The following is a 26715-nucleotide window of genomic DNA, read 5'->3' as shown; positions in this document are numbered from 1 at the left end:
CCAGCACCGCATCCCTGAAGGCCGGTTCCCGGTTGAGCGTCCTCCGTCGAGTGGATCAGTCCCACCAGAAGTCCCATTGATGGGCGCCGGCGATCCGCTCGGCGTATGCGGCCACTGTGTACGGCCTGCTGCCCTGCCAGATGTTGTCCGGGCAGAAGGCGAAGTGCTCGGCTGCGACCAGGAGAGCCTCGTGCTCGTCCACAGGTGGCGCGGCGACGCTGAGGCGCAGCGTGGAGAAGCCGACCGCGATGACCCGGGCGCCGAAGCGGTGTTCCCAGTCACGGACGACCGCGGAGAACTTCGCGGTGTCGTTGTCGTAGTTGCAGGGCCCGGACCAGCCCACAGCTGCCAACGCCTCCGCACCGGATGCCGCGGCGACCAGCCCCAGTCGTGTCTGTGGGTGGTCGGCGAGGAATGCCTGCGCGTACTCGGCGGCCAGATGGTCGGGGTCCGTTGCCGTCTCCCGGCTGAGCGCGGGGCCGGGCCAGCTCTGTCCGAAGGGGGCCGTGACGGCGAAGCGCCTGTCGGTGTCGAGCATGTCGTCTTCGTCGACGGCTGTGTAGGTCGCCCACCACTGCGCGAGGAGGCCGGCAGAGTCGTGGTTCGCCGGGGACGACATCTGCTCGGGGAAGACCTCTCCGGATCCCCATGGGCGGAACTCGCCATCGCTCGGATCCAGCGAGTCGAGTAGCAGCGGCCACAGTCCGGAGCGCGTGTGCTCGGCGTGCATCCGCGTCCACAGCTCGGCCGTGGCCGGGTCGTCGCTGAGCCACAGGGGCTGTACATCTCCGTCGCCCTCATCGGATGTGACCATCCGACCGGGCGGAAGGCCCCATCGGGTTTCGGAGTGCAGGGGGCGGCTGCTGGTGCTGTGACCGGGAGTTATCACTGAGAGGATCCCATCACTCGATCGCGGAACTGCTGGAAAGCGTGCCAGCCCGAGGTCTGACCCGGAGCGATCAGGTCCCCTTCGGCGCAGTCGAGCGCCTTGCACCGCAGAGCCTCGGCGAGACGGAGGACGGGCGCCAGCACGCCGTCGCCGGAGCCCCGGATGTGGAGCACCTGCACCGATGTGACGTCGTCGGGCAGGCGTAGGAGGATCACGTCCCAGCTCATGGTGGCCTTCCGGAGAGGACTTGAGGGGCGGTTACGGTGGGTCAGCTCAGGCCGGGCTCTGTCGGGAGCACGGGATGTTGCTGTCCGCTGTCAGTACAAATAAAGCGCGCTCAAGGCGGGGAGCCTGCGAGCCATCTCTTCACGATCGTCAAAATCGAAGTCCCAGGCAGGGTCCAGGTCCGGGTACCGGATGGTGAAGACATCGGCGGGAAGTCCCTGGCCGGTGGCCTTCCGGTGGGCGTTCCAGGCGATGCTCAGCATCTCTTCACAGTCGAAGACCCCTTCAGGCGCGGCAGCGCGGACATCAGGGAGTACGGCAAGTGTGTCGGCGTCAGCAACGGCGCGCTCGAATACCGTGCGGCCTTGCGCGATCAGCCAGCCGCGAAAGTAGTCGAAGCCATCGTCCGAGCACCCGCCGTTGAGAACGTAGGCGGCGGCCCACAGCGGATTTCGGTAGGAGTCGGCCATGAGATCCCAGAGGATCTGCTCTGCTGCGGTGATCTCTGGTGACGAGCGGCCGGCAAGCAGCTCGGAGGCACGGCAGGCGATGCCGGAGGCGTCCCTGGTGTCGAGCACCTGCTCGCGGGCTTCCTCGATCAATACCCAGAACTGCTCCCTGTTCATGGCCGCGAGCATGCCACCACGTACTGACATCGACCTCCAGGGGCATGGCTGTCAGGGGGCGCGGCTACCGTGCCGACGTGGCGAACTCTTATACGACGTTGTGGACCAACGGCTTGTGCCGGGAGCTGGAACGGTCGGGCCGGACCGGGCAGCGGCTTACGATGCTGTTCGGCGGGCCGCACCAGTCACTGCCGAGCTTCCTGCGTGCGGGAGTGCAGCCTGGCGACCGTGTCTACCCTGTGCGAGCCAACCGCACCTGTCTCTACGTGCTGGGAGCGCTGGAGGTAGCTCAGATCGTCCCCTACGAGAACGCCGGCTCGGCGCTTCCCGATGACGACTACGTGAAGTTGCTGGACTGGCGCCCGCTCAAGACCGGATGTGTCACCGAAGTTCTCATCGGGCCGCCAGGTGCCCCGCTCAGGTTCGACACCGTCGTCCCAGGGGACCTCCTGGAGCGGCTGACCTACACATCCCGCCGGGGCGAGCGACTGCTCAAGCACGTCGAGGACGGACGCCTGATCCGTTCAGCGAGCCTCCAGGGCATCTACCGCCTCGCCGCCGACTCCGCCGCAGAGATTGACCGGCTGGTTCGCGGCGATGGCCCGAGTGGAATGGCCGATGACGTTTGATGAAATCAGTCGCGCGTCAACAGGGCGGAAACGGGCCTCGTGGTGGCCGTCCGTGGGGCGTGGTCGACGATCGGGTCGCCCGGGGCGAAATTGAACGACCCCTGGAACGGCTCGATGGTGTCCCACTTCGTCTCGTTCTCCGGGGTGATCATGGTGAATTCCCGGTCGAGAACGGTGGAGTACGTCGAGTCGCCGAGCTTGGCCGCGGGTACCGAGGTGCCGAAGCAGCGGCCGCTGCCGGCTGCTGCCGCGCCGAGCGCGCTCGCCCCGGCGTGAGCCGCGGGGCTGGTGATGGCGACTGTGATCATGCCGACGGCCGTGCACCCGGCTGTTGTCCGGACCTTGCGGAGACGGGGTTCCCGTTGAGTCATGGCATGACGGATCGCTCTCCTTGGGTGGGGGATGCCTGCATGCCGGTCGGAGGCACAGCCTCGTCCTGGCGGTCCTGTGAGCGCATACGCCCCCAGGCCGTTCCTGCCGGGCGGCGTACACGGGGCGGGAGAGAGTCGAGGGGATTGGGTGGGTGCGGTGCCGGGCTCCTCGCAGGGAATGTTAGCGCTAACATTCCCTGCGAGACAAGCCTCTGCAAGATTGCCCCCGCTGAAACCTTCGTCAGGCGCTGCATGTTGTCGGAACTCCGCGCACGGGGCCGCCCCGGGGAGGCGGCCGGGGCGCGTCCTCCGCTCTCGGCGGCCGGCCCGTGTGCGGCTTTCACCGCGTACGGCGGGACTTCCTGGTCCGGCCGCCGGCGAATCCACAGGTGGGCGGAGCGGGCCCGCCCGGCCACCGTAAGGTCGCGGCGCGGTTGTTGACGGAAGCGGCGGACCGGCGCGAGTATCGGTGGCGCTGCTCCGCGGTGGCGCCGGACCTCCTCACGCTCCTGGCCATCCCGACGGAGAGGTCCCATGTCCCGATCCTGCTCGCTCGCGTACCGGCTGCTCGGCATCATCACGGTGCTCGGCCTCGCGGTCGGCCTGAGCCTGCAGACGGCCCCACGGGCCGCTGCCGCCTCGCTGACGCAGATCACGAACTTCGGCACCAACCCGACCGGTCTGCTGATGCACCTGTACGTGCCGAACAACGTCAAGCCCAACCCGCCGATCCTGCTCGCCCTGCACGGCTGCCAGGGAACGGGCCCCTACATGTACTCGAGTACGGACTTCGCCTCCCAGGCCGACAAGTACGGGTTCCTCGTGATCTACCCCTCGACGAACCCGAGCGGAAGCTGCTGGGACGTCTCCTCGGACCAGGCGCTGACCCGCAACGGCGGCAGCGACCCGGTCGGGCTCATGTCGATGATCACCTACGCGGAGCAGCACTACGGCGGCAATCCCAACGCCGTGTACGTGACCGGGGAGTCCTCGGGCGGCATGATGACGAACGTGATGCTCGCCGACTACCCCGACGTCTTCAAGGCGGGCGCGGCGTTCATGGGAGTGCCCTACCACTGCTTCGCCACCGGCTCGGTGCGCGGCTGGAACTCGGCCTGCGCCCAGGGCCAGGTGTCCATGACCCCGCAGCAGTGGGGCGGACTGGTGCGGAACACCGGATACCCCGGCTACACCGGCCCGCGGCCGCGTGTGCAGCTGTGGCACGGGACCGCCGACACCATCCTGAACCACACCAACCTCGGCGAAGAGATCAAGCAGTGGACCAACGTCCTCGGCGTGAGCCAGACGCCGTCGGCCACCGACACCCCCGCGACCAACTGGACCCGGACCCGGTACGACAACAGCGCCGGCGCCACCCAGGTCGAGGCGTACAGCATCGCTGGGGCCGGACACCAACTGCCGGTCCAGGGCTCGGGGATGGCCGCCGACGCGGTCCACTTCATGGGACTGGACGCTGCCTCCTCCGGCGGTACGACAGGTGCGCTGCGTGCGGTGGCCGCAGGTAAGTGCCTGACCGACGCGAACGCGGCGCCGGGCACGCAGCAGCAGATCTTCGCCTGCAGCGGCGGCGCGAACCAGACCTGGACGCGTACGGCGTTGAACCAGCTGACCGTCACCGTCGGTGGCGGCACGCTATGCCTGGACGCCAGCGCCAAGGGGACCACCAACGGCACCAAGGTGATCGTCTGGTCCTGCAACGGCCAGCCCAACCAGCAGTGGCGGGTCAACCCGAACGGTACCGTCACCGGGGTGCAGTCGGGGCTCTGCCTGGACGTGGCCGGCCTGGGAACCACCGACGGCACGCCTGTCCAGCTGTGGTCCTGCAGCGGCGGCGCGAACCAGCAGTGGACGATGGGGTGACCCGGCGGCCGGCCTGCAGGGGCACCCCGGGTTAGGCGCTCCTGCGGGCTGGTCGTACGGGTTCGCCTGTCGCCCGGGCTCTGCTGATTCGTACCGGCCCCGGGCAAGGAGCCGGTCCGGTCCCCACCCACCCTTTCCGGCCCTGGCAGGTCGCGTGGCGGAGCTGGGCCATCGGGTGGTGTTGAAATGTTCGTTCACGTCTCTACTATTCGGGGGACGCCGAAGTCTCGAAATAGAATTCGAAATTCCGAACACTCTCTCTCTTTTCCTGAAATGTCATGAACGTGACATTAGGAATGTTTATCCACCCACCTCATGCTGCCTTTCCGTAGAAGGAGTTCCTGGTGTCCAGACGATTAGGCGGACGACTGCTCCGCCTCCTCGCGACCGCCGTGCTGACGGTCACCGCGTCCGTGACGGCCTCTTCCCACTCCACCGCCTCGGCCGCGCCCGGCAGCCCGGCGCTCACGCCGCCCCTGGGCTGGAACAGCTGGAACAGCTTCGGGTGCGGGATCACCGAGGCCCAGGTTCGCCAGGCCGCCGACGCGATGGTGTCCTCGGGCATGCGCGACGCCGGCTACCAGTACGTGGTGGTCGACGACTGCTGGTTCGACCCGCAGCGCGACGCGGCAGGCAACCTGCGGGCAAATCCGGCCAAGTTCCCGAGCGGGATGAAGGCGCTCGGGGACTACATCCACGACAAGGGGCTGAAGTTCGGCATCTACCAGGTGCCGGGTGAGCGCACCTGCGCGCAGGCCACGGGCGGCTACCCGGGGTCCACGGGCAGTAAGGGGCACGAGGCTCAAGACGCCGCCACGTTCGCCTCGTGGGGCGTCGACTACCTCAAGTACGACTGGTGCTCGTCCAGCGGCACCCGCGACGAGCAGGTCGCGCGGTTCACGCTCATGCGCGACGCCCTGCGTGCCACCGGGCGGCCGATCGTCTACAGCATCAACCCCAACAGCCTGCACGCCATCACGGGTGCCACGTACAACTGGGGCGAGGTCGCCGACCTGTGGCGGACGACCGAGGACCTGCTGGACATCTGGCAGAACGGCAACACCAACAGCTATCCGATGGGCGTCGGCAACGTCCTGGATGTCACCGCGCCGCTGGCGGCACAGTCGGGGCCCGGGCACTGGAACGACCCCGACATGCTGGTCGTCGGCCGTCCCGGCCTGTCACTGACCGAGTCCCGCACCCACTTCGCCCTGTGGGCACTGATGGGCGCCCCGCTCATGGCAGGCAACGACATCCGCACCATGTCCGCCGACGTCAGCGCCATCCTGCGCAACCCGCGTCTGCTGGCGGTGAACCAGGATCAGCTGGGCGCGGGCGGACGCAGAGTGCGTGACGACGGCAGCACGGAGGTGTTCGCCAAGCCCCTGTCCGACGGCTCGGTCGCGGTGGGTCTGTTCAACCGAGGAGGCGGCACCGCGACGGTCACCACGACGGCCGCACAAGTCGGCCTGTCTGGTGGGACGTTCACCCTCGCCGACCTGTGGACCGGCGGCACGGCGAGCACGACCGGGCAGATCTCGGCGAGCGTCCCCGCCCACGGCGTGGCCGTATTCCGGGTGACCGGTGGCAGCCCGCAGGCGGCCACCACCTCGCGCCTGCGGGGCAACGCATCCGGCCGCTGCCTGGACGTGGACAACGCCTCCACCGCAGCTGGGGCCACGGTACTGATCTGGGACTGCCACACGGCCGCCAACCAGCTGTGGACCACATGGGCGGGCGGCGAGATCCGCGTCTTCGGCGACAAGTGCCTGGACGCCTACAACCAGGGCAGCACCAACGGCACCCGCGTCATCACCTGGCCCTGCAACGGCCAGGCCAACCAGAAATGGACAGTCGGCTCCGACGGGTCGATCCGAAACGTCCACGCCGGGCTGTGTCTCGACGTCAACGGGGCCGGCACCGCCAACGGGACCCCGCTGGTCCTGTGGACGTGCAACGGCCAGACCAACCAGAAGTGGAGCCGGGCCTGAGGCAAGCGCCTCCTTCAGGGCGATCCGGTCGAGCAGGTCGTCAACCCGGCAGCTGTGCGGCAGCGCACCTCGGCATGTCGCCTGGCCTCTACCGCGTCGTCGGCGCCCTGGAGGTGGCCGGAGCCGTCGGACTGCTGCTCGGACCGGCTTCCGCCCCACTCGGGGTGGCCGCCGGCATCGGGCAGGTTCCGCTCGACCCGGCCCTGTTCACCCGGCTGCGGGTGACGGAGGAGAAGTTCGTCTGCAGGGCGCGATTGCGGCTGAAAGCAGCGTGGTTGGGGTGAACCAGGAGATACGCGTTGGTAACTTACGGGAGTTGATCAAGGTCGACGCCCCGTTCACGGATCCGTTGGCCCGAGCCACCCCCCCCCAGCAAGGAACCACATTGGCCCGCATCATCCGTACGACGGCCCTTCCGCTCGCCCTCTCCACCCTTCTGCTGTCCGCTGCCCCAGCGTTCGCCGACGCTCCGACCCCGCACCTGGACGCGGTGGAGCAGTCCCTGCGCCAGGTCTCTCCCGGCCTGGAGGGCTCCGTGTGGGAGCGCACGTCGGGGAACCGGCTGGGTGCCTCCGACCCCGGCGCCTCCGACTGGCTGCTCCAGACCCCCGGCTGCTGGGGCGATCCCACCTGCGGCGACCGCACCGGCTCCCGACGCCTCCTGGAGAAGGTGCGCGAGGACATCGCGAACGCCCGGCAGAGCGTGGACATATCCACGCTGGCCCCGTTCCCCAACGGCGGCTTCCAGGACGCGATCGTGGCCGGCCTGAAGGAGGCGGCGGAGAAGGGCAACCGCCTCCAGGTCCGCATCCTCGTCGGCGCCGCGCCGGTCTACCACGCCAACGTCATCCCGTCCTCCTACCGCGACGAGCTGGTGAACAGGCTCGGCTCGGCAGCCGCGAGCGTCACCCTCAACGTGGCCTCGGCGACGACGTCGAAGACCGCCTTCTCTTGGAACCACTCCAAGCTGGTCGTGGTGGACGGGAACTCGGTGATCACCGGCGGCATCAACAGCTGGAAGGACGACTACCTCGACACCACCCACCCGGTGAACGATGTCGACCTCGCGCTGTCCGGCCCGGCGGCGGGCTCCGCCGGTCGCTACCTCGACACGCTGTGGGACTGGACCTGTCGCAACAAGAGCAACTGGACCGCCGTCTGGTTCGCCTCCTCCAACGGTGCGGGCTGCCTGCCCACCCTGCCCCGGTCTGCCGCCCCCTCCGCCGACGGTGACATTCCCGCCCTCGCGGTGGGTGGCCTCGGCGTCGGGATCCGGCAGAGAGACCCGTCCTCGTCGTTCCAGCCCGTCCTGCCGAAGGCCGCCGACACCACCTGTGGATTCGGTGTGCGTGACCACACCAACTCCGACCGCGACTACGACACGGTCAACCCGGAGGAGAGCGCCCTGCGGGCACTGGTCGCGAGCGCGACCGAGCACGTCGAGATCTCGCAGCAGGACCTGAACGCGACCTGCCCGCCGCTGCCCCGCTACGACATCCGGCTCTACGACACACTCGCCGCGAAACTCGCCGCCGGTGTGAAGGTGCGCATCGTCGTCAGCGACCCGGCCAACCGGGGCACCATCGGCAGCGGCGGCTACTCGCAGATCAAGTCGCTGTCCGAGGTGAGCGACGCCCTGCGCGGCCGCCTCACGGCACTGACCGGTGACGTGCCGAAGGCAAGGGCCGCGATGTGCCGGAACCTGCAGCTCGCGACCTTCCGCGCCTCGGACAAGCCGACGTGGGCGGACGGCAAGCCGTACGCCCAGCACCACAAGCTGGTCTCGGTGGACGACTCGGCCTTCTACATCGGCTCGAAGAACCTGTACCCCTCCTGGCTCCAGGACTTCGGCTACGTGATCGAAAGCCCCGCCGCCGCGCGCCAGCTGGCGGACGGGCTGCTCGCGCCGCAGTGGAAGTACTCGCAGGCGACGGCGACGTACGACTACACGCGCGGCGTCTGCCAGGGCTGACGTTCGCCCGACCGGCACCTCGGGTCAGCGTGTGCGCTGACCCGAGGTGCACACCCGGCGCTGCGCACGGAGGCGGTGGACCCGCGCGGCTGGCCGGCTTCGCGGCCCAGCTCGGCGGCGACGTGCGCGTCGGGGGCGGCCGGAGCGGCCCGTTCCACCACCACCACCAGCCGCCTGCCGTGGCGGAGTGGGCGCGCATCACGGTGAGATACGAAGACCTCCGTGCGGTGTGGTCCTGGACGCCTCCACCACACCGGAGGTCTTCGCGTGATCAAGACCCGGTCCCGTCAGCAACCCTGCGGGTCAGTGCCCCTGGGGCCGGTGCCAGTCGGGACGGCGGCCGCTGAGGCCGATCACGCGGTCCAGCAGGGGCGCGCCGTCCGGTACCGCGACGACCGGCCCGAAGAACCCCTCGCCGGAAGCGTCATCAGCCGGAGTCAGCAGAGCCTCGGAGACCCGGAGCTCCTCCTCACTCACCTCGTAGCTCTGGCCGCTCGCCCGTGCCAGGTCCCAGCCGTGGATCAGCAGTTCGTCGAGCGCGACCCGGCCCATGACAGCGGCCGGCAGGTCGACGCCGCCCGCCTGCGTGTTCGCCTCCCATGCGTCCGGCTCCCGCCAGGCGGCCGCCAGCTCGTTCAGCGCATTCGGCAGGGCCGTCCGCCAGTCGTCCGCCAGTACCGGACGGGCTGAGCCGGGCGGTGTGCCGGTCGTCGGCCCGAACTGCTTGCGGGCCGCGTCGCGGAAGGCGACGCTCAGCCCGGCGACATGAGCGAGTAGCTCCCGTACCGCGTACTCGGGGCAGGGCGTCGGGTCGTCGAGCCGCTCGTCGTCGATGCCCTCGACGAGCCGGGCGACGCGCTCCGCGGCCGCCCCCAGGTCGATCGGTGTCATGCGTGATGTGTTGTCCATGCAGGGCGGACCGCCGGGTCACCGGAAACTCATCGCTCGGCGCCCATCTGTTCTTTGCCACCCCGAAGGTTCCTGCCCTGGGTGGCCCGGCACCGCCGCCTGATCTGGTGGTCGATCACCTGCGGGCCTCGGATATCGGGTCATCTGTTTGACTGTCGCCGAGTTGCCATGATCTCGCGGTCGGTGCGCTCCTCGCTCGGGTGGCCGGTGTCAGTCAGCTGGTGCCGGGCGCCGGGCTCCAGAAGGGGGATCTCGAACTGCTCGAAGCAGTGCCCGCGTCCCGCCCACTGTGCCGTGGACAGGATGCGTACGTCCTCAGGAGCCGGGAATCCGCCCAGCCGCTCCTGGGAGAACCCTTCCCACCGCTCGTCGAACGCGGATGAATCCTCTCGATGCCCGTCATGACGAATCAGAGTCTGGGAAGAGCATCCGACAACCGGTGCCCCGCACCCGGCGTCGGACCGCGTCGCTTCAGCTGCTGCTCCGGGTGCGCGGGGCCACGCGTCCTTCGGCCTCCGGCGTCGGTCGTCCCACCCCGCCCGACTCGCGGAAGGCGTCGAGGAGCGTGTGCAGGACGGGCTGTTCAAGGGAACCGGCCCGGCACACGGCGTGGATCGCCCTGACCGGCTCGGAGCGCCTGACGCGGCGGATCGCGACGCCGGGGTGAGGGGCGCTCAGTCCGAGCTGCGGGACGAGGCTCACGCCGAGACACGCGGCGACGAAGCCCTGTGCGGTGGCGTAGTCCTGCGGCGTGGCCGCGAAGTCAGGGCTGAAGCCTGCCGCGGCGCAGGCGTCGGTGACCGGGGGCCGGCACGGGTGGTCGGCCTGCTGCTGGGATTCGCCGGGGTGGTACTCATCTTCGCGCCGTGGCAGGCCGGCGAGTCGGGCGGCTGGGGAGCCCTCGCCATCGTCGGCGCGGCGGCCGGTTACGCGGTCGGTTTCCTGTTCATGAGCCGCCACCTGGTCGGCAAGGGGATCCCGACCCTCGCGCTGTCCGCGGCGCAGCTCACCGCCGCGACCGTCCTCACCGCACCGATCCTGGCGGCGGACGGCCTGACACCGATCGAGATCACCCCGAGACAGCTGATCGCCACGGTGATCCTCGGCGTCGTCGCCACCGGCGTCACCTTCCACCTCACCTACCGGAACATCGCGGCCGAAGACGCCACCCACACGGCCACCATCGGCTACCTGCTGCCCGTGGTCTCCGTTGCCCTCGGCGCCGTCGTCCTCCACGAGGACTTCAGCCTCCGGATCGCCCTGGGAATGGCGGTCGTTCTCACCGGCGTCGCCCAGGGCGAAGCGGTCCCACTACCCGCGCCCGCCGGTCTCCGGACCGGCCCGCTCCTCGCGGTCGGCCTCGGGCCCGCGGTCAGGAACACGCACGACCGGGGCGCGCTGCTCGACACGTACCGTTCGCTCGCCCAGCCGGCCAGCCCCCCCCAGCCCGCCAGGGCGAACGTGGCAAACCCGGTCCGAGATCCGCGGATGCCCGCCGGAGCACGGCTTTCCGATCCCCGTCCTGCCCCCGGCACCGGCTCCGACGCCGCTTCTGTTCGACCGCCGCCCACCCGGCGTCAGCGATCGCCCCGCTCCTCGCCCCCCCCCCGGACCAACGGCCCGACTCCGACCGCCGCAGCCACCGTTGAACGGATCGGTCGCGGACGCGGAGGGTCACGGATCCGGGTGTCCGCCGGGTGGGGCTGCCCGGCTCTCGGTGGGCTCGGGCGGGGGCCCGGCGGCCGGACCCGGCGAGGGCTCGCCCGCCGCGAGGTGCTCCAGGACCTCCGCCAGTTCCTCGCAGGCGCGGCGCACCGAACGGCGGGTCGCACGCTGCTCGGTGATGACGGAGGCGAGGAGCAGAGCGGTCAGGGCGGCGGAACCGTTGAACGTCTGGAGCTTGACCATGATCTCGACGTCCGACAGGCGGAAGAACGCACCCTGGTCAGAGGTTGCCACGAAGGTGGCGAGTACGGACGCGAAGAGCGCGCACAGCACGCTGCCGGCGAGCTGGAAGCGGAGGGCTGCCCAGACCAGCAGGGGGAAGACGAGGAAGAGCAGGCCCATCGGACTGAGCACGGCCAGGGGGACGAGAACCAGGGTCGTCAGCCCCAGAAAGGCCGCCTCCTTCCAGCGCCGTACCTGGAACCGTCCGGCCGGCCCCGCGAGTACGAGCAGGAGCGGAGCGACGAGCAGAACCCCCATCGTGTCGCCCGCCCACCAGGCCAGCCACACGGCCCAGAACTCGCCCCTGTCCAGGGAGCCTGTCACCACCTGCAGTCCGACCCCCGCGGTCGCGCTGATCAGCATGGCGCCGAACCCGCCGAGGAAGACCAGCGAGACTCCGTCCCGCAGCCGCGCCACGTCGAGCCGGAAGCCGACCCGACTCAGCAGCAGGAAGGCGCAGAGCGGCGCGACGGTGTTGCTCACCACGGTGACCACTGTGGTGGGCCCAGGGGTGGTCAGGGAGGCGATGACGAGGAAGGAGCCGAGGGCGATCCCGGGCCAGACCCGCGCGCCGAACAGCAGCAGGGCGGCGACTGCGACGCCGGTGGGCGGCCAGATGGGGGTGGCCACCACGCCGTCGACGACGAGGCGGCCCAGCAGGCCGAGCCGTCCGGCCGCGTAGTAGCAGACCGCCACGGCCAGCGAAATCAGCGCCGCCTCGGTAAAGGGCCGGAACTGCCGAATATCCAACACGCAAGCCATCAGACACCGGCCGGGCCGCCACGACCGGGCAAGGACCCCTGCGTGTCGGGCGCCGCCGTCCGGCACGAGTCCGGGCCGGCTGGAATTCGGGCCGGATGGAGTCCGGATCCGCTGGTGGATTCCGGACCGGCCCGAGGTCTGGCCCGAACCGGGGCGTGCCGACCCGGGGCGAGCCCCCGTCACCCCTCGACTGTCGACCGGGCCGGACCGCCGTCATGGCCGACGACCAGGACGGCTGCGTCGTCCTCGTGCCCCACCGTGGCCGCCAGCTTCATGACGGCGGTGGCGAGCGCGTCGACGTCCAGCCCGGCGACGGCGGTGATCCCGGCGAGCCGCGTCACCCGGTCCAGACCCTCGTCGACGTGGAGCGAGGGCCCCTCCACCACCCCGTCGGTCAGGAGGACGAAGACACCGTCGGCGGTGAGCCGGTGGCGCGTGGCCGGGTAGTCGACGTCGCGGAGCACACCGAGCGGAGGCCCGCCCTCGCTGTCGTCGATGCCGGAGCGGCCGTCGCTGGTGGCCCAGATGTAGGGGATGTGACCGGCCCGGGCGCACTCCAGGGTGCCGGCAGCGGGATCGAGCCGCAGGAAGGTGCAGGTGGCGAAGAGGTCGGCGCCCAGAGAGATCAGCAGGTCGTTGGTGCGACCGAGCAGCTCTCCCGGGTCTCCGGTGACGGAGGCCAGCGCGCGCAGTGCCACGCGGACCTGTCCCATGAAGGCGGCGGCCTCGATGTTGTGCCCCTGCACGTCACCGATGGACATGCCGATCTGCCCGCCGGGCAGGGAGAAGGCGTCGTACCAGTCACCGCCGACGTTGAGCCCGTGGTTGGCGGGCTCATAGCGGACGGCCAGCCGGGCGCCCGGAAAGCTGGGCAGGTCCGAGGGCAGCATGCCGCGCTGCAGGGCCACGGCGAGCTCGACACGGGAACGCTGCGTCTCGGCCAACTCCCGGGCCCTGGCGGTCAGCGACCCGAGCCGGACCAGAAGGTCCTCGCTGTTGTCGGCCGGCCGTCTGCGGAACATCGATCACTCCGACGTCACGACAATCCTCGCATCACTCCGTCCCGTCTCCAGCACGCGGGACCAAGGGGGACCACCTCGGTACGAACAGGTCCTTCCCCACTCTGCCCCGAGGGTACGACGCCCGCATCTCATCGCCCCCGCACCCCGGCCCGAAGGCGCCGCCAGGAGATCCGGACCCGGATCCAGGCGCCCCTCCTGGCCATCGCCGATACAGGACGTGACCCCGCGGGACGGCATGCACGCCGTACGCCCCCGCTACCCCGTCGACCAGGCCCGCACCATCGCCACCGGGGCTGTCCGCAGGCAGAGCCATCGACAGGAGGAGTGACCCGTTGACGAGAGCGAGGTGGACGCTCTCGCCAGTTGGCTCAACAGGAAGCCCGAGGTGGCGGAGGACATCGAGGTCAGCCGGGACACGACCATCGTCCGCCCCACTGGGGATCCCCCTCCGCACCGTCATGCGGAAGGGGAAGCGCGACAGAACCCTGAGCCGTCCACGCTCGCCGTGTCACCGCACCTGTCAAAGGATTGCCGCCTGGCTCGCCTCGGGCGGGAGTCCGGTCCGTGACTGGTCCGGAGACGAGCGCTGAGCGATCGAGCCGACTGCTTGAGGTGCTGGACGGGAGTCGGACGATGACTGATTCGGCGCTGGGCTGGATGAGCAGTTTCGGGACAGGTGGACAGACTCGGCGTGCTAGAAGAACCCCAGCTTCTTGGGGGAGTAACTCTGAAGGATGTTCTTCGTCTGCTGGTAGTGCTCCAGCATCATCTTGTGGGTTTCCCGTCCGACCCCCGACTGCTTGTACCCGCCGAAAGCGGCATGCGCCGGGTACGCGTGGTAGCAGTTGGTCCAGACGCGGCCCGCCTGGATCGCGCGGCCGGCGCGGTAGGCGGTGGTGGCGTCGCGGGTCCAGACGCCGGCGCCGAGGCCGTAGAGGGTGTCGTTGGCGGTGTGGACGGCGTCGTCGAGGTCGGTGAAGGAGGTGACGGCGACGACGGGGCCGAAGATCTCCTCCTGGAAGACGCGCATGCGGTTGTCGCCCTCGAAGATGGTGGGCTGGACGTAGAAGCCGCCGGCCAGGTCGCCGCCGTGCTCGACGCGCTGACCGCCCGTCAGGATCTTGGCGCCCTCCTGCTGGCCGATCTCCAGGTAGGAGAGGATCTTGGCGAGCTGGTCGGCGGAGGCCTGGGCGCCGATCATGGTGTCGGTGTCGAGGGGGTGGCCGGGGACGATGGCCTCCGTGCGGGCGATCGCCGCCTGCAGGAAGTCGTGGTAGTGGCCGCGCTGGACGAGGGCGCGGGAGGGGCAGGTGCAGACCTCGCCCTGGTTGAGGGCGAACATGGTGAAGCCTTCGAGGGCCTTGTCGCGGAAGTCGTCGTCCGCCGCCGACACGTCGTCGAAGAAGATGTTCGGCGACTTGCCGCCCAGCTCCAGGGTCACCGGCTTCAGGTTCTGCGCCGCGTACTCCATGATCAGGCGGCCGGTGGTCGTCTCGCCGGTGAAGGCGATCTTCGCGACCCGCGGGGAGGACGCGAGCGGCTTGCCGGCCTCCTCGCCGAAGCCGTTGACGATGTTGACCACGCCCGGCGGCAGCAGATCCGCCACCAGGCTCATCCAGAAGTGCACGGAGACCGGGGTCTGTTCGGCCGGCTTGAGGACGACCGCGTTGCCCGCGGCGAGCGCCGGCGCCAGCTTCCACACCGCCATCAGGATCGGGAAGTTCCACGGGATGATCTGCGCCACCACACCCAGCGGCTCGTGGAAGTGGTACGCCACGGTGTCCTCGTCGATCTGGCTGAGCGCGCCCTCCTGCGCGCGCAGTGCCCCCGCGAAGTAGCGGAAGTGGTCGATGGCGAGCGGGATGTCGGCGGCCAGCGTCTCCCGTACCGGCTTGCCGTTCTCCCAGCTCTCCGCCACCGCCAGCGCCTCCAGCGAGGCCTCCATCCGGTCGGCGATCCGCAGCAGCACCTGCGCCCGCTCGGCCGGCGCCGTGCGCCCCCAGGCCGGGGCCGCCGCGTGCGCCGCGTCCAGGGCGCGCTCCACGTCCTCGGCGGTGCCGCGGGCCACCTCCGTGAACGCCCGGCCGTCGACCGGGCTCGGGTTCTCGAAGTACCGGCCGCCCGCCGGGGCCACGTACTCCCCGCCGATCCAGTGGTCGTAACGGCTCGCGTACGACATGAGCGAACCCTCGGTGCCGGGTGCGGCGAAACGGGTCATGGGCAGGACCTCCCTCGGACCGCGCCGGCCGCCCTCGGCCGGCGTTCACGGCCGATGGTGCGCGCCCCGACGTTGCAACCCCGTTGCACCGGCGCACAGTTCCGCGTCCAGAGCGGCCAGCCGGGCACGTACCGCCGGCGCCTGGGCCGCCGGTACGGCCGAGGCGAGCGCCCGCCACACCGTCACGTCGTCCTCGCCCCACGTGCTGTACGCCCAGTCCGCCAGCAGCCCCGGATCGCCCCGGTCGACGAGCGCCGCCCGCAGCCGCCCGGCGAGCCGTTCCCGCAGCCGTACGACACCCGGCGCGCAAGAGGACGGCAGCAGCGGCCCCGCGTACCCGCCGAGCGCCGTCGCCACCGCCCCGGAGGACAGCCGGCGGTCCACCGCGGCGAAGTCCGCGTCGACGTCCGCCGTCAGACGGTACGGACGCGAGGCGAGGAGCTCCGGGCCGAGCAGGCCCCGCAGCCGGGACAGCTCCGCCCGCAGCGTGACCGGCGTGACCGACTCGTCCTCGTACAGGAGCGTGAGCAGCTCCTCCCCGGACACCCCCTCCGGGCGCTGCGCCAGGATCACCAGGAGCTCGCTGTGCCGCCGGCTCAGCCGCAGCCGCCGCCCCGCGACGTGCAGCAGCGCCTCGTCCCGGCCGAGAGCCGTGAGCCGGGGCCGGCCACCGGCCGCCGGAGCGGGGGAGACCAGCGCGAGCTGCGACTCCGCCGCCCGCGCCACCGCCTGCACGAACGCCAGGCTGTGCGGATGCGCGAGCCCCGCCCCGCCGGTGATGTCCACCGCCCCGAGCAGCCGCCCGCTGTGCGGATCGTGCACCGGCGCCGCGGCGCACGTCCAGGCCTGCACCGGCCGCCGGAAGTGCTCCGCCGCGCACACCTGCACCGGCCGGTCCACCGCCATGGCCGTCCCCGGGGCGTTCGTCCCCGCCGCCGACTCCGACCAGCGCGCCCCCGCGACGAAGTTCATCCCCTGCGCGAGCCGCAGCGTCCGCGGATGCCCCTCGACCCACAGCATCCGGCCCGCCGCGTCGCACACGGCGAGCAGATGCTCGCCGTCCCGCGCGTACGCCCCCATCAGCTCCCGCACCACCGGCATCACCGCCGCCAGCGGATGCCCGTCCCGGTGCCCGGCGAGCTCCTCCTCGTCCAGCTCCACGCGTGCCGCGCCGTCCGGGCTCACGCGCGCGCGTGCCGAACGCCGCCAGGAATCCGCGACCAGCGGCCGCACGGACGGGGTGTCCGGCGGCGCCCCGGGAGCGGTGCCGGCCGTGAACGCCTCGTGCGCCCGCCGTACCGCCGCGCCGTCCGTGCCCGCCGCCGATGTCGTCCCGATCAACTCGGCCTCCCCGTCGAGGTCGTCCGCACCGTGGACGTCATCGTCATGCGCGCACGCCCCGCCGACAAGCGTCCGGACCGGACCGCATATGCACCCTGACCGATACCTGACACACGCCCTGACCGATACCTGACACACGCCCTGACCGATACCTGACACGCGCCCTGACCGATACCTGACACGCGCTCCGGCGGATACCGGATACGCGCGCCGGCCGATGCCCGACCCGGTCCTGACCGATACCGGGCCGGTATCTCTCACCTGGGCGTCACGTAGAGTGGTGCGCGGGCCGTGACTGGCGCTTGAGGTGGATCACCACCGGGGAGCGGCCCGGCGGACGCGCGCATTCCGTGCCTCCGTGCCGCTGCCGTGCGCCTGGGCGATCAACCGGTCAACGACGACGCTCAGGAGCTCCCATGCCCACCAGCACCGCACGCCTCATGGACGGCACCGCGCTCGCCCGCCGCACGGTCGAGGAGACCGCCGCCCGCGCCGCCGAGATCACCCGCCGCACCGGCACCACCCCCTGCCTCGCCACCGTCCTCGTCGGCGCCGACCCCGCCTCCGTCACGTACGTGAAGATGAAGCAGAACCGCTGCGCGAAGGCCGGAATCCGCTCCAAGCACGTCGAGCTGCCCGCCGAGACCAGCACCGAGGAACTCGTCGCCGCGATCACCGCGCTGTCCGAGGACCCCGACGTCCACGGCATCCTGCTCCAGCACCCGGTCGGACCGCACATCGACGAGCGCGCCGCCTTCGAGGCCATCGCCCCCGAGAAGGACGTCGACGGCGTCACCATGGCCTCCTTCGCCGCCATGGGCTTCGGCCTGCCCGGCTTCGTCTCCTGCACCCCCGGCGGCATCATGCGGCTGCTCGACGCGTACGACGTCGAGCTCAGCGGCAAGCGGGCCGTGGTCGTCGGCCGCAGCGCCATCCTCGGCAAGCCCGCCGGACTGCTGCTCCTCGGCCGCGACGCCACCGTCACCTACTGCCACTCCCGCACCACCGACCTCTCCGCCGCCGTCCGCGAGGCCGACATCCTCGTCGCCGCCGTCGGCAAGCCCAACTTCATCAAGGGCGAGGACATCAAGCCCGGCGCCGTCGTCATCGACGCCGGCTACAACCCGGGCAACGTCGGCGACGTCGACTTCGACAGCGCCGCCGAGCGCGCCTCCCTCATCACCCCCGTCCCCGGCGGCGTCGGCCCCATGACCATCGCCGTTCTCCTCGCCCAGACCGCCGACGCCGCCGAGCGACAGCTCGGCCTGGCCGCCCGCTAGGCCGGACGCGCCCATGGGACGGCGACTGCGACGGCAGGCAGCACGGGGGCACGGCGCGGATCCCGTCCGCGCCGCGCAATTGTCACGGTTCTGTACGAGCGCCGCCCAACTCACCGGTATCGGTCGCCACATGGGCGCGGCCGGGTGACCCTGGATCCCATGCTCCACCCGCCGACGGAAACCCCGTCCCGCGACGCCCGGCCACCGAGACGGCCGGGCGTCGTCGTCCTGCCGGTCGCGGCGCTCGCCGCGGTCCTGGCGCTCTCCGTCGCCGTCACCGCGCGCGGCGGAACCGCCGACGGCCACGCGCGCGCCACCGCGGCCACCCCCGCGCCGGCCGTCCCCAGCAACACCTCCGGCATGGCCGTCCGGCCGTCCGATACGGCCTCCGGCGCGTCCGGGCAACGGCCCGCCGCGCGCACCGGCACGCCCTCGACGCGGCCCACCCGCGGCGCCCGGCCCACCGCCACGCCCGGCGCGGACCACGCCCGCCCCGGGCACCCGACCGCGACCGGCACGCCCGCCCCCACCGCCCGCGCCACCGGCACCGCCGGCCCCCGCCCCCGTACCACCGCGGCCCGCCGCGCCCCGGCAGGCCCCGAGCCCCGCCCGTACGACGTGCTGCGCGTCGGCGACTGCTTCGACATCGACCGCGACGCCCCCGGAACCGTCGTCCCCCGCGACTGCCACACGGCGCACGACGCCGAACTCGTCGCCCGGATCACCCTCACCGGCCGGTACGCGGACGACGACGCCGTACGGGACGCGGCGGCCGAACTGTGCCGCGCCCCGCTGCGCGCCAAGGCCGCCCTCCAGCCGCTCGGCACCCGCTGGACCACCTTCGTCCAGTACCCGTACCTCACCAGCTACCTGCTCGGCGAGACCACCGTGGCTTGCTCCCTCGCCGTCCCGTCGGGCAGCGAGCGCAAGCTCACCGCGCCGCTGCGGTGACGCGGGGCGCGTGAGCGGGGAGCCCCCGGACCGAAGGCGTGGATAGCGCTGCTATCCACGCCCCCCAACGCTGGACGATCCCCCGGGCCAGAGCCCCGCCCCCGGACCCGCACCGGGGCCCGCGGCCTCTCCGCCCCTGATCCGCCGGAGATACCCCTAGTCGCTCGCCGCACCCGCCAGCGCCGCCGCCGGGTCCGTGTCCGGCGGGCCCGCCGGGGCCCAGCCGGCGGACTCCTCGCGGTACGGCCACCAGCGGCCGTCCTCGCCCAGGCGGAGCTGCAGCCCCGCGTCGTCCACGGTCCAGCGGGCCGGGGCGGACGCGTGCAGGGCGGGGCGCTCGTCGTCGTCCCAGGCCTCGGTGAGCCGGGTCTCGGCGCGTCGCAGGGCCTCCGGGTCCGGGGTCCAGTCCTCGGCCAGGACCGCGAGGCCGGCCGGGCCGCCGGTGCGCCAGGCCCGCACCGCGAGGTCGAGCTCGGCGCGGGTGCGGCCCGAACCGGTCGCCAGGCGGGTGGCGAGCCAGGAGACGGGGGAGCCGGCGGCGAGCCGGACCGCGTCCTGAGCGGCCGTCAGCGGCGGCTCGTCGAACGTGGCGGCCCCCGTGAGGAGCCGATGGGCGCGGGCCGCCGCGTCCGCCGCCAGGAACTCCAGGGCCGCCGGGTCCAGACCCGGTGCCGGCTCGGTCTCGGTGTCCAGGGACGGCGGCTCGCCCGGCGCCGCCGCCGGCACCGGCGGGGCGGGCAGCGGCGGCAGGATGCCGCCCACGGCGAAGGCCTCCGCCGCCGGCACACCCGGCACCCGCGACCGGCCCGCCGCCCGCGGGCCCGCACCGTCCGTCGCGCCGTCCCCGCCGCCCGGATCCGCGAGCCGCGCCGCGCTCCGCTCCTGCAGCGCCTCGATCACCGCCCGCTCGCCCCGACCCCGCATGAGCAGCAGCACGAACGGATCCTCGTCGAGCAGCCGCGCCACCTGGTAGCACAGGGCCGCGGTGTGCGGGCAGTGGTCCCAGGCCTCGCAGCCGCACTCCGGCTCCAGGTCGCCGATGCCCGGCAGCAGGTCGAGCCCGGCCGCCGCCGCGTCCTCCACCAGGTGCGGCGGCATCTCGCGGTCGAGCAGTGCCGCGATGTGCCCGGCGCTGCCGACGGCCAGGTCGATCAGCGTGTCCCACTCCGACTCGGACAGCTCCTGCAACAGCACGTCGCTGCGGTACGCGGTGCCGTCCCGGTCCTGCACCACCGCCGTGATCCGGCCGGGGCGCACCGACACCGCGCCGACCGCCCCGGCCCGCGCGTGCCGCCGGCCCTGCTTCAGCTGCTGATTGTCGAGCGCCGTGTCCTCAAGCGCCTGCAGCCACGCCCGGCCCCACCAGGTACGGGCGAACGCCCCGCTCCCGGCCCGCGGCAACGCCCCGAAGGTCCGTTCCTCGCCGCCCCGACCCGCGTCCCCGCTCATGTGCCCCTTCCCGCCGCCGTACTCGTACTCGTGCCCGTGCTCGTTCTCGTGCTCGTTCTCGTTCTCGTGCTGGTCCCTGTCCCGGGCGCTCATCGGGCGTCCTCCTCGCCCCGCAGCCGCACCAGCTCGGCCAGTTCGCCGTCGGTCAGTTCGGTGAGCGCCGCCTCGCCCGCGCCGAGGACGGCGTCGGCGAGGGCCTGCTTGCGCTCCAGCATGGCCGCGATCCGGTCCTCCACCGTGCCCTCGGCGACCAGCCGGTGCACCTGCACCGGCCGGGTCTGCCCGATCCGGTACGCGCGGTCGGTCGCCTGCGCCTCCACCGCCGGGTTCCACCAGCGGTCGTAGTGCACGACATGCTCCGCCCGGGTCAGGTTGAGGCCGGTGCCCGCCGCCTTCAGGGACAGCAGGAAGACCGGCACCTCGCCCTCCTGGAAGCGGGCCACCATCGCCTCCCGCTCGGCGACCGGCGTCCCGCCGTGCAGGAACTGGGTCGGCACGCCCCGCGCCGCCAGGTGCGCCTCCAGGAGCCGCGCCATCGACACGTACTGCGTGAAGACGAGCACGCTCGCCCGCTCCGCCAGGATCGTGTCGAGCAGCTCGTCCAGCAGCTCCAGCTTGCCCGAGCGCCCTTCGAGGCGCGGGTGTTCCTCCTTCAGGTACTGCGCCGGGTGGTTGCAGATCTGCTTGAGCCCGGTGAGCAGCTTCACCACGAGCCCGCGCCGCTCCATGCCGTCGGCGTCGGCGATCGTGGCGAGAATCTCCCGCACCACCGCTTCGTAGAGCCCCGCCTGCTCCGTGGTGAGCGCCACGGCGTGGTCGGTCTCCGTCTTCGGGGGCAGCTCGGGCGCGATGCCCGGGTCGGACTTGCGCCGCCGCAGCAGGAACGGGCGCACCAGCGCGGCGAGCCGGGCCGCCGCGGCCGGGTCCGCGCCGCCCTCCACGGCGGAGGCGTACCGCCTGCGGAACGGTCCGAGCCCGCCCAGCAGCCCGGGCGTCGTCCAGTCGAGGATCGCCCACAGCTCGGAGAGGTTGTTCTCGACCGGCGTGCCGGACAGCGCCACCCGCGCCTTCGCACCGACGGTGCGCAGGGCCCGCGCGGTCGCCGAGTACGGGTTCTTGACGTGCTGCGCCTCGTCCGCGACGACCAGACCCCACGGCTGTCCGGCGAGCCGGGCCGCGTCGAGCCGCATCGTGCCGTACGTGGTGAGGACGAAGCCGCTGTCGGGGAGCCCGTCGCCCGCAGGCCTCTCGCCCGCGGGCCCCTCGCCCGTGAGCCCGTCCAGGGACCGGGTCGCGCCGTGGAAGCGCCGCACCGGCGTGCCGGGCGCGAACTTCTCGATCTCGCGCTGCCAGTTGCCCATCAGCGAGGTCGGGCAGACCACCAGGGTGGGGCCCGCCGTGGCCGGGTCGGTCTGGCGGTGCAGATGGAGTGCGATCAGGGTGATGGTCTTGCCCAGGCCCATGTCGTCGGCGAGACAGCCGCCGAGCCCGAGCGAGGTCATCCGGTCCAGCCAGCGCAGTCCGCGCAGCTGGTAGTCGCGCAGCGTCGCGGCCAGCGCGGCGGGCTGGGCGATTTCCCGCTCGTCGCCCGCGCCGCCCGCGTCGCCCTCGGGGTCGGCGAGCCGTTCCCGCAGCCGCTCCAGGGCGCCCGCCGCCCGGACCTCGACGCGTCGCCCGTCGATCTCGGTGCTGCCGGTGAGTACGGCGCCGAGCGCGTCGACCGGGGTCAGCTTGTGGTCCTGGCCCGCCCGCGCGTGCCGCAGCTCCTCGGGGTCGACGAGCACCCACTGGTCGCGCAGTCGCACCAGCGGCCGGCCGGCCTCGGCGAGCCGGTCAAGCTCGGCACGCGTGAGCTCGCGGTCGCCGATCGCGTAACGCCAGTTGAAGGCGAGCAGGCTGTCGGCGGACAGGAAGGAGGGGAGCGCGTCGCCGCCCCGCCCGCCTCGGCCCGCGGTGCCTTCGGTGTCGTCCGGCAGGCCGATGACGGCGCGCGCGGTGAGCCGGTGGGCGAGTTCGCGCGGCCAGTGCACCCGTACGCCGGTTGCGGCGAGCGCGCGGGCGGCCGGGCCGAGGAGTTCGGCGATCTCCTCGTCGGCGAGGTCGACGGCGTCCGGCACCGCCGCCGTGAGCAGCGGCGAGAGCGGGGGCCAGGCGCGGGCGGCCCGGCGCAGCGCGAGCAGCGCGTCCATCCGGGCCCGCGGCCCGAACGCGGTGCCGCCGTGACCGCCCGGGCCCGCCGGGGCCGTACCCGCCCACACGTCCGCCGCGTCCGCGACCAGCGCGGGATCGGCCACCGCGTGCATCTGCAGCACGGCACGGAACGACGGCACCTCGTCGGCGGCGTCCGCCGGCGCCCCGGCCGTCACCAACTCGACGCGCAGCGAAAGCCGTACGCCCGCGTCGTGCCCGGCGGCCACGTCCGCCGCCCACGCCCGCTGCTCCGGCAGCGGTACGGGCTCGGCCCGGCTCTCCTCGGCGGCGAAGCCGGGACCGCCCGCCAGCAGCGGGGCGGCCGGGGTGCGCGGCAGTACGTCGGCGACGGCGTCGGCGAACGCCCGCAGCAGCTCCTCGGGGTGAGGGAGCATCAGCTCCGCGCCGGAGCCGTCGGTGTTCCCGGAGCCGTCGGTGTTCCCGGAGTCGTCGATGTCCTCGGAGTCGTCGATGTCCTCGGCGTCTTCCGCGGGGAGCGGTACAGCCTGGGCCGACGGCGGCATCGAAGCGGCGAGGTCGCGCAGCGCGGCCACCTCCTCGGCACCCAGCGGGCCGACCCGCCAGGCGTCCAGGTCACCGGCGGTGAGGCCGGGCAGGAGCAGGCCCCGGGCCACCAGGTCGAGCGAGAACAGCGCGGCCGCGCCCCAGAACGCCGCCGACGGCGAGGCGTCCGCGGCGGATCGCGCCCGGACGAGGATCGACAGCGCCTCCCGTACGGGGAGGACGAGCGCGGGCACGGTCAGCGGCCGCACCTCGCCGTCGACGAGGTCGACGATGTCGAGGACGGTCGGTTCGGCGGGCTCGCCAGGGCCGACGGCCGGGCCGTCGGGTGGCCCATCGGGGGACCAGAAGGCGATCCGGCCGGCGCGGGGCGGCGCGGCGGGCAGGAACAGGGTGGAGCAGCGGGCGAGTTCACCCGTGGGGGTGTGCGGGATCGAGGACGACAGTGACTGTGACGGAGACTGCGACAACGCATTCCTCAAATTTGACTACTGATGCCGAGCCGCCGATGATACCTAGCGGAAAGGCCTCCGCGTGCGACTCTAGCGAGTGATCCGCGACACACCCATGTGCTCGGGTGGGGAAGACCCCACCCCCGCCCCCGGGACCGCCCCCGAGCAGGTCCGGGTGGTGACGCCATGGTCGCGGACGATCGCCGATCCGTACGTTTTCGGTAGCCGGCGCGGCCTACGCGACGGCCTCCCAACGGACTTCAACGGACTCCGGAGACCGCCATGTCCCAGGCCGCCGCGACCCTCGCCGCACCGCTCGCCGCGCCCACCCCGCCGCCCTCCGCACGCGCCTCCCACCGCCCGCGCCGCGGCGGCGGCAGCGAGTTCGCGCCGCTCCTGCGCACCATCAAGGAACAGGGGCTGCTCGACCGCCGGCCCGGCTGGTACGCCCGCGACATGGCGGTCAACCTCCTCGGCATCGGCGCCGTCGTCGCCGGCCTCGTCCTCCTCGGCCCCTCCTGGTGGGCACTGCTCCTCGCACTGCCGCTCGCCCTGCTCTCCGCCCGCGCCGCCTTCATCGGCCACGACGCCGGGCACGCCCAGGTCACCGGCAACCGCCGGCTCGGCCGCGCCGTCCAGCTCGTGCACGCCAACCTGCTCCTCGGCATGAGCCGCGAATGGTGGAACGACAAGCACAACCGCCACCACGCCCACCCCAACCACCTCGACAAGGACCCGGACGTCGCCGCCGACATCCTCGTCTTCGCCGCCCACCAGACCACCGACCGCACCGGCCTGCGCCGCTGGCTCACCCGCCACCAGGCCTGGCTCTTCTTCCCACTGACCACCCTGGAGGGCATCGCGCTCAAGGTGTACGGCGTCCAGGCCCTGCTCTCTTCGGACGGGCCGTACCGCACCCGGCGCGAACGCCTCCTGGAGGGCGCCCTCCTCCTCGCCCACCTCGCCGGCTACGCCGCCCTGCTGCTGACCCTGCTCAGCCCGCTCCAGGCCCTCGTCTTCGCGCTCCTCCACCAGATGCTGCTCGGCGTGCACCTCGGCATGGCCTTCGCCCCCAACCACAAGGGCATGGAGATGCCCGACGCCCACCCCGACGGCGACTCCTGGGGTCATCTGCGCCGACAGGTCCTCACCTCCCGCAACATCCGCGGCAGCCGTCTCACCGACTGGTTCCTCGGCGGGCTCAACTACCAGATCGAGCACCACCTCTTCCCCAGCATGCCGCGCCCGCACCTGCGTCTCGCCCAGCCCGCCGTCCGCGCCCACTGCCGTGAACTCGGCATCCCCTACACCGAGACCGGCTTCGTCGACTCCTACCGCCAGGCCCTCGGCCACCTGCACGAGGTGGGCGCCCCCCTGCGCGAGGCGGACGCCGCGTAGGGTCGGAGGGCGCGACACGACAACAGAGAAGGGGAGCTCTGTCCGATGAGCCAAGGCACCGTCACGACGGTCAGCAGCAATGGCGTCTACTCGTTCACCAAGCCCAACCGGGAGGGCATCACGCTCCTCGCCGGCCTGGGCGTGGAGGGTGACGTGCACTCCGGGGTCACCGTCAAGCACCGCTCGCGGGTGGCCAAGGACCCGACCGCGCCCAACCTGCGCCAGGTCCACCTGATCCACGCGGAGCTCTTCGACGAGGTGGCGGAGGCCGGCTTCGAGGTCACCCCCGGCGACCTCGGCGAGAACGTCACCACCCGCGGCATCGACCTGCTCGGCCTGCCCACCGGCACCCGGCTCCACCTCGGCCCCGAGGCCGTCGTCGAGGTCACCGGCCTGCGCAACCCCTGCGCCCAGATCGACGACTTCCGGCACGGACTGCTCAAGCAGGTCGTCGGCCGCGACGAGGAGGGCCGGCTCGTGCGCAAGGCGGGCATCATGTCGGTCGTCCTGACCGGCGGGGAGGTGCGTCCGGGCGACACCATCCGGGTGGAACTGCCGCCGGAGCCGCACGTCCCGCTCGACCGGGTCTGAGCGGGCGCAACCCCCGGAGCGCGCCGCCCCGCGGCGCCGTCAGCTCGGGCGTACCGCCATCGCGTCGAGGGACCGCAGCAGATCCGGCAGCCTGGGGCCGGGTGTCACCGGGAGCACCTGGTGCGGCTCGTCGTCGAGGAGCACGAAGGCCATGTCGTCGGTGCGTGCCACCAGCGACCAGCCGGGGCCGTCGGCCCGCAGCATCCGGGCTTCGCCGCCGGCGAAGCTGGACCGCACCCGGCCGACCGGGGGCGCCTGCTCGACGTACTCGCCGAGTTCCGCGAGGACGCGCCGCACGCGGGTGTACGGGTCGGCGTCGCCGCCCTCCGGGTCGGCGGCCGGGTCGACCTGATCCTCGCCGGCGGCGGCCTCAGCGGTGTTCCCGGGGCTGCCGGAGCTCTCGGGGCTCACGTCGCCGATCTTGGCGCGCCACTCGGCCCACTGCAGGGCCACCATGTCGGCGCCGAGGCGCCGCTGGGCCGGCCCCCACCGGTCGCCGGCGGGCGGGGCGAGCGGCTCAGGGGCGCCGGCCTCCGGGGCGGGGTCGTGGGGTTCGGGCAGTCCGGACGCGGACGTCGCGACCGCGAGCGGCCAGCCGGGCAGCGCGGACACCACCGAGCGGTCGTCGGGGGAGAGGTCGTACTCCATGCCGCAGTCCCAGGAGGCGATGGCGACCGCGACCAGCGACACGTCGTCGACGACCACCGTCCACCGCGCGCCGGTGCCGTCCTGCCCGAGCACCAGGCCGTAGCCCTCCGCGTACGGTTCGAGGCGCAGCGCCGCACAGGCCGCCGGATAGTCGTCGCCGAGCACGCTGGGGAACTGCGCGGGCGTGAGCAGCGCCGCCGTCAGCACGTACAGCGCGTCCTCGTCGCTCTCGGCGTCCCCGTTCGCGACGACGTCCTCCGCACCGGTCACGGCGGATTCCGTTTCGGCCACGTCAGCCTCCCCATCTGGTCGTCGGCGCACCCTAACCAGTGAGTAACCCGCCCGTCGAGAGCCCGGGAGCCTCGGGTGCCGTGCCCGGCCGGGGCCGGCCCGGGCGCCCCGGGCGACCCGGTGGCGCCGGGACTCCGTGCCGAAGCCGTGCTTCGTGGCC

Annotated in this window: 22 protein-coding genes, 1 pseudogene and 1 riboswitch; of the genes and pseudogenes, 10 read left to right on the top strand and 13 right to left on the bottom strand. The window is 72.4% G+C overall.

Annotated features, from left to right (window positions below; translation table 11 throughout):
- Positions 1–55: 55 nt before the first annotated feature.
- The 3 genes from KV205_RS08415 to KV205_RS08405 form a co-directional block, all read right to left on the bottom strand.
- Positions 56–814: a DUF4253 domain-containing protein gene (locus KV205_RS08415; protein ID WP_265863454.1), complete on the bottom strand. Its 759-nt coding sequence runs from the start codon at positions 812–814 to the stop codon at positions 56–58.
- Between the two features lie 71 nt (positions 815–885).
- Positions 886–1116 carry a hypothetical protein gene (locus KV205_RS08410; RefSeq protein ID WP_265863453.1) on the bottom strand — a complete coding sequence of 77 codons (231 nt, stop codon included), beginning with the start codon at positions 1114–1116 and terminating at the stop codon, positions 886–888.
- A gap of 90 nt (positions 1117–1206) precedes the next feature.
- On the bottom strand, positions 1207–1740 hold the full coding sequence (locus tag KV205_RS08405; protein ID WP_265863452.1) for a DUF4240 domain-containing protein: 534 nt from the start codon (positions 1738–1740) through the stop codon (positions 1207–1209).
- A 77-nt stretch (positions 1741–1817) separates the two neighbouring features.
- Here KV205_RS08405 and KV205_RS08400 point away from each other — a divergent pair, with 77 nt between their 5' ends.
- Positions 1818–2369: a hypothetical protein gene (locus KV205_RS08400; RefSeq protein ID WP_265863451.1), complete on the top strand. Its 552-nt coding sequence runs from the start codon at positions 1818–1820 to the stop codon at positions 2367–2369.
- Between the two features lie 5 nt (positions 2370–2374).
- On the opposite strand, the gene KV205_RS08395 is transcribed toward KV205_RS08400, so the two are convergent.
- A complete protein-coding gene (locus KV205_RS08395) occupies positions 2375–2677 on the bottom strand; it encodes an endo-1,4-beta-xylanase (RefSeq protein WP_306806273.1) in 303 nt (100 codons plus the stop codon).
- 597 nt (positions 2678–3274) lie between these two features.
- On the opposite strand from KV205_RS08395, the gene KV205_RS08390 reads away from it, so the two are divergent.
- The 4 genes from KV205_RS08390 to KV205_RS08375 all read left to right on the top strand — a co-directional run bounded on the left by KV205_RS08390 (position 3275) and on the right by KV205_RS08375 (position 8584).
- Complete coding sequence (locus KV205_RS08390) at positions 3275–4621, top strand: PHB depolymerase family esterase (RefSeq protein ID WP_265863450.1); 1347 nt, start codon at positions 3275–3277, stop codon at positions 4619–4621.
- 344 nt (positions 4622–4965) lie between these two features.
- Positions 4966–6612: an RICIN domain-containing protein gene (locus KV205_RS08385; RefSeq protein ID WP_265863449.1), complete on the top strand. Its 1647-nt coding sequence runs from the start codon at positions 4966–4968 to the stop codon at positions 6610–6612.
- Positions 6516–6896, top strand: coding sequence for a DoxX family protein (locus KV205_RS36515; RefSeq protein ID WP_374214643.1), 381 nt, complete (start codon positions 6516–6518; stop codon positions 6894–6896). Before KV205_RS08385 ends, KV205_RS36515 begins: the two co-directional genes overlap by 97 nt.
- Before the next feature lie 101 nt (positions 6897–6997).
- Positions 6998–8584: a phospholipase D-like domain-containing protein gene (locus tag KV205_RS08375; RefSeq protein WP_265863446.1), complete on the top strand. Its 1587-nt coding sequence runs from the start codon at positions 6998–7000 to the stop codon at positions 8582–8584.
- A gap of 303 nt (positions 8585–8887) precedes the next feature.
- Here KV205_RS08375 and KV205_RS08370 read toward each other — a convergent pair whose 3' ends face one another.
- Entirely contained in the window at positions 8888–9475 is a 588-nt protein-coding gene (locus KV205_RS08370) for a TIGR03086 family metal-binding protein (RefSeq protein WP_265863445.1), read from the bottom strand.
- A gap of 489 nt (positions 9476–9964) precedes the next feature.
- On the bottom strand, positions 9965–10453 hold the full coding sequence (locus KV205_RS08365) for a LysR substrate-binding domain-containing protein (RefSeq protein ID WP_265863690.1): 489 nt from the start codon (positions 10451–10453) through the stop codon (positions 9965–9967).
- Between KV205_RS08365 and KV205_RS08360 the strand changes: the two are divergent.
- Positions 10442–10726, top strand: a pseudogene (locus KV205_RS08360) (EamA family transporter); the annotation flags it as partial. The gene KV205_RS08365 and the pseudogene KV205_RS08360 sit on opposite strands and share 12 nt — an antisense overlap.
- Positions 10727–11167: 441 nt before the next feature.
- On the opposite strand, the gene KV205_RS08355 reads toward KV205_RS08360, so the two are convergent.
- The 4 genes from KV205_RS08355 to KV205_RS08340 all read right to left on the bottom strand — a co-directional run bounded on the left by KV205_RS08355 (position 11168) and on the right by KV205_RS08340 (position 16783).
- Entirely contained in the window at positions 11168–12202 is a 1035-nt protein-coding gene (locus KV205_RS08355; RefSeq protein WP_265863444.1) for an MASE1 domain-containing protein, read from the bottom strand.
- A 179-nt stretch (positions 12203–12381) separates the two neighbouring features.
- Complete coding sequence (locus tag KV205_RS08350) at positions 12382–13224, bottom strand: PP2C family protein-serine/threonine phosphatase (RefSeq protein WP_265863443.1); 843 nt, start codon at positions 13222–13224, stop codon at positions 12382–12384.
- Between the two features lie 694 nt (positions 13225–13918).
- Positions 13919–15442, bottom strand: coding sequence for an aldehyde dehydrogenase family protein (locus tag KV205_RS08345; RefSeq protein ID WP_265863442.1), 1524 nt, complete (start codon positions 15440–15442; stop codon positions 13919–13921).
- 45 nt (positions 15443–15487) lie between these two features.
- Positions 15488–16783, bottom strand: coding sequence for a GAF domain-containing protein (locus tag KV205_RS08340; RefSeq protein ID WP_265863441.1), 1296 nt, complete (start codon positions 16781–16783; stop codon positions 15488–15490).
- Positions 16784–17064: 281 nt separating this feature from the next.
- A riboswitch (ZMP/ZTP riboswitch) is annotated at positions 17065–17171 on the top strand.
- Positions 17172–17199: 28 nt separating this feature from the next.
- Between KV205_RS08340 and KV205_RS08335 the strand changes: the two genes are divergently transcribed.
- Positions 17200–18063 carry a bifunctional 5,10-methylenetetrahydrofolate dehydrogenase/5,10-methenyltetrahydrofolate cyclohydrolase gene (locus tag KV205_RS08335; protein WP_265863440.1) on the top strand — a complete coding sequence of 288 codons (864 nt, stop codon included), beginning with the start codon at positions 17200–17202 and terminating at the stop codon, positions 18061–18063.
- Between the two features lie 159 nt (positions 18064–18222).
- Positions 18223–19014, top strand: coding sequence for a hypothetical protein (locus KV205_RS08330; RefSeq protein WP_265863439.1), 792 nt, complete (start codon positions 18223–18225; stop codon positions 19012–19014).
- A gap of 156 nt (positions 19015–19170) precedes the next feature.
- On the opposite strand, the gene KV205_RS08325 is transcribed toward KV205_RS08330, so the two are convergent.
- Both KV205_RS08325 and KV205_RS08320 read right to left on the bottom strand, forming a co-directional pair.
- Positions 19171–20556, bottom strand: a complete 1386-nt coding sequence (locus KV205_RS08325) for an SWF or SNF family helicase (protein ID WP_374214642.1) — start codon at positions 20554–20556, stop codon at positions 19171–19173.
- The gene (locus KV205_RS08320; protein ID WP_265863438.1) at positions 20553–23645 is read right to left on the bottom strand and encodes a DEAD/DEAH box helicase; all 3093 of its coding nucleotides are present in this window, start codon (positions 23643–23645) and stop codon (positions 20553–20555) included. The genes KV205_RS08325 and KV205_RS08320 overlap by 4 nt, the downstream gene beginning before the upstream one ends.
- A gap of 264 nt (positions 23646–23909) precedes the next feature.
- On the opposite strand from KV205_RS08320, the gene KV205_RS08315 reads away from it, so the two are divergent.
- Positions 23910–25025, top strand: a complete 1116-nt coding sequence (locus KV205_RS08315) for an acyl-CoA desaturase (protein ID WP_265863437.1) — start codon at positions 23910–23912, stop codon at positions 25023–25025.
- A gap of 45 nt (positions 25026–25070) precedes the next feature.
- Complete coding sequence (locus tag KV205_RS08310; protein WP_265863436.1) at positions 25071–25616, top strand: MOSC domain-containing protein; 546 nt, start codon at positions 25071–25073, stop codon at positions 25614–25616.
- A 39-nt stretch (positions 25617–25655) separates the two neighbouring features.
- Here KV205_RS08310 and KV205_RS08305 read toward each other — a convergent pair whose 3' ends face one another.
- Positions 25656–26534, bottom strand: a complete 879-nt coding sequence (locus KV205_RS08305; RefSeq protein ID WP_265863688.1) for a hypothetical protein — start codon at positions 26532–26534, stop codon at positions 25656–25658.
- Positions 26535–26715: the final 181 nt, after the last annotated feature.

This window comes from Streptomyces sp. SKN60 (assembly GCF_026236535.1).
Taxonomy (GTDB): Bacteria; Actinomycetota; Actinomycetes; order Streptomycetales; family Streptomycetaceae; genus Streptomyces.
The sequence above is the reverse complement of the archived record's forward strand: the minus strand, read 5'-3'. Positions and strand labels throughout refer to the sequence as shown.

What these genes read in the sequence shown, in the direction of transcription:
- KV205_RS08415 (WP_265863454.1), bottom strand. Translation starts at nt 814, where the DNA reads ATGGTCACATCCGATGAGGGCGACGGAGATGTACAGCCCCTGTGGCTC.
- KV205_RS08410 (WP_265863453.1), bottom strand. Translation starts at nt 1,116, where the DNA reads ATGAGCTGGGACGTGATCCTCCTACGCCTGCCCGACGACGTCACATCG.
- KV205_RS08405 (WP_265863452.1), bottom strand. Translation starts at nt 1,740, where the DNA reads ATGAACAGGGAGCAGTTCTGGGTATTGATCGAGGAAGCCCGCGAGCAG.
- KV205_RS08395 (WP_306806273.1), bottom strand. Translation starts at nt 2,677, where the DNA reads ATGATCACAGTCGCCATCACCAGCCCCGCGGCTCACGCCGGGGCGAGC.
- KV205_RS08390 (WP_265863450.1), top strand. Translation starts at nt 3,275, where the DNA reads ATGTCCCGATCCTGCTCGCTCGCGTACCGGCTGCTCGGCATCATCACG.
- KV205_RS08370 (WP_265863445.1), bottom strand. Translation starts at nt 9,475, where the DNA reads ATGACACCGATCGACCTGGGGGCGGCCGCGGAGCGCGTCGCCCGGCTC.
- KV205_RS08355 (WP_265863444.1), bottom strand. Translation starts at nt 12,202, where the DNA reads ATGGCTTGCGTGTTGGATATTCGGCAGTTCCGGCCCTTTACCGAGGCG.
- KV205_RS08350 (WP_265863443.1), bottom strand. Translation starts at nt 13,224, where the DNA reads ATGTTCCGCAGACGGCCGGCCGACAACAGCGAGGACCTTCTGGTCCGG.
- KV205_RS08345 (WP_265863442.1), bottom strand. Translation starts at nt 15,442, where the DNA reads ATGACCCGTTTCGCCGCACCCGGCACCGAGGGTTCGCTCATGTCGTAC.
- KV205_RS08335 (WP_265863440.1), top strand. Translation starts at nt 17,200, where the DNA reads ATGCCCACCAGCACCGCACGCCTCATGGACGGCACCGCGCTCGCCCGC.
- KV205_RS08330 (WP_265863439.1), top strand. Translation starts at nt 18,223, where the DNA reads ATGCTCCACCCGCCGACGGAAACCCCGTCCCGCGACGCCCGGCCACCG.
- KV205_RS08325 (WP_374214642.1), bottom strand. Translation starts at nt 20,556, where the DNA reads ATGAGCGCCCGGGACAGGGACCAGCACGAGAACGAGAACGAGCACGAG.
- KV205_RS08315 (WP_265863437.1), top strand. Translation starts at nt 23,910, where the DNA reads ATGTCCCAGGCCGCCGCGACCCTCGCCGCACCGCTCGCCGCGCCCACC.
- KV205_RS08310 (WP_265863436.1), top strand. Translation starts at nt 25,071, where the DNA reads ATGAGCCAAGGCACCGTCACGACGGTCAGCAGCAATGGCGTCTACTCG.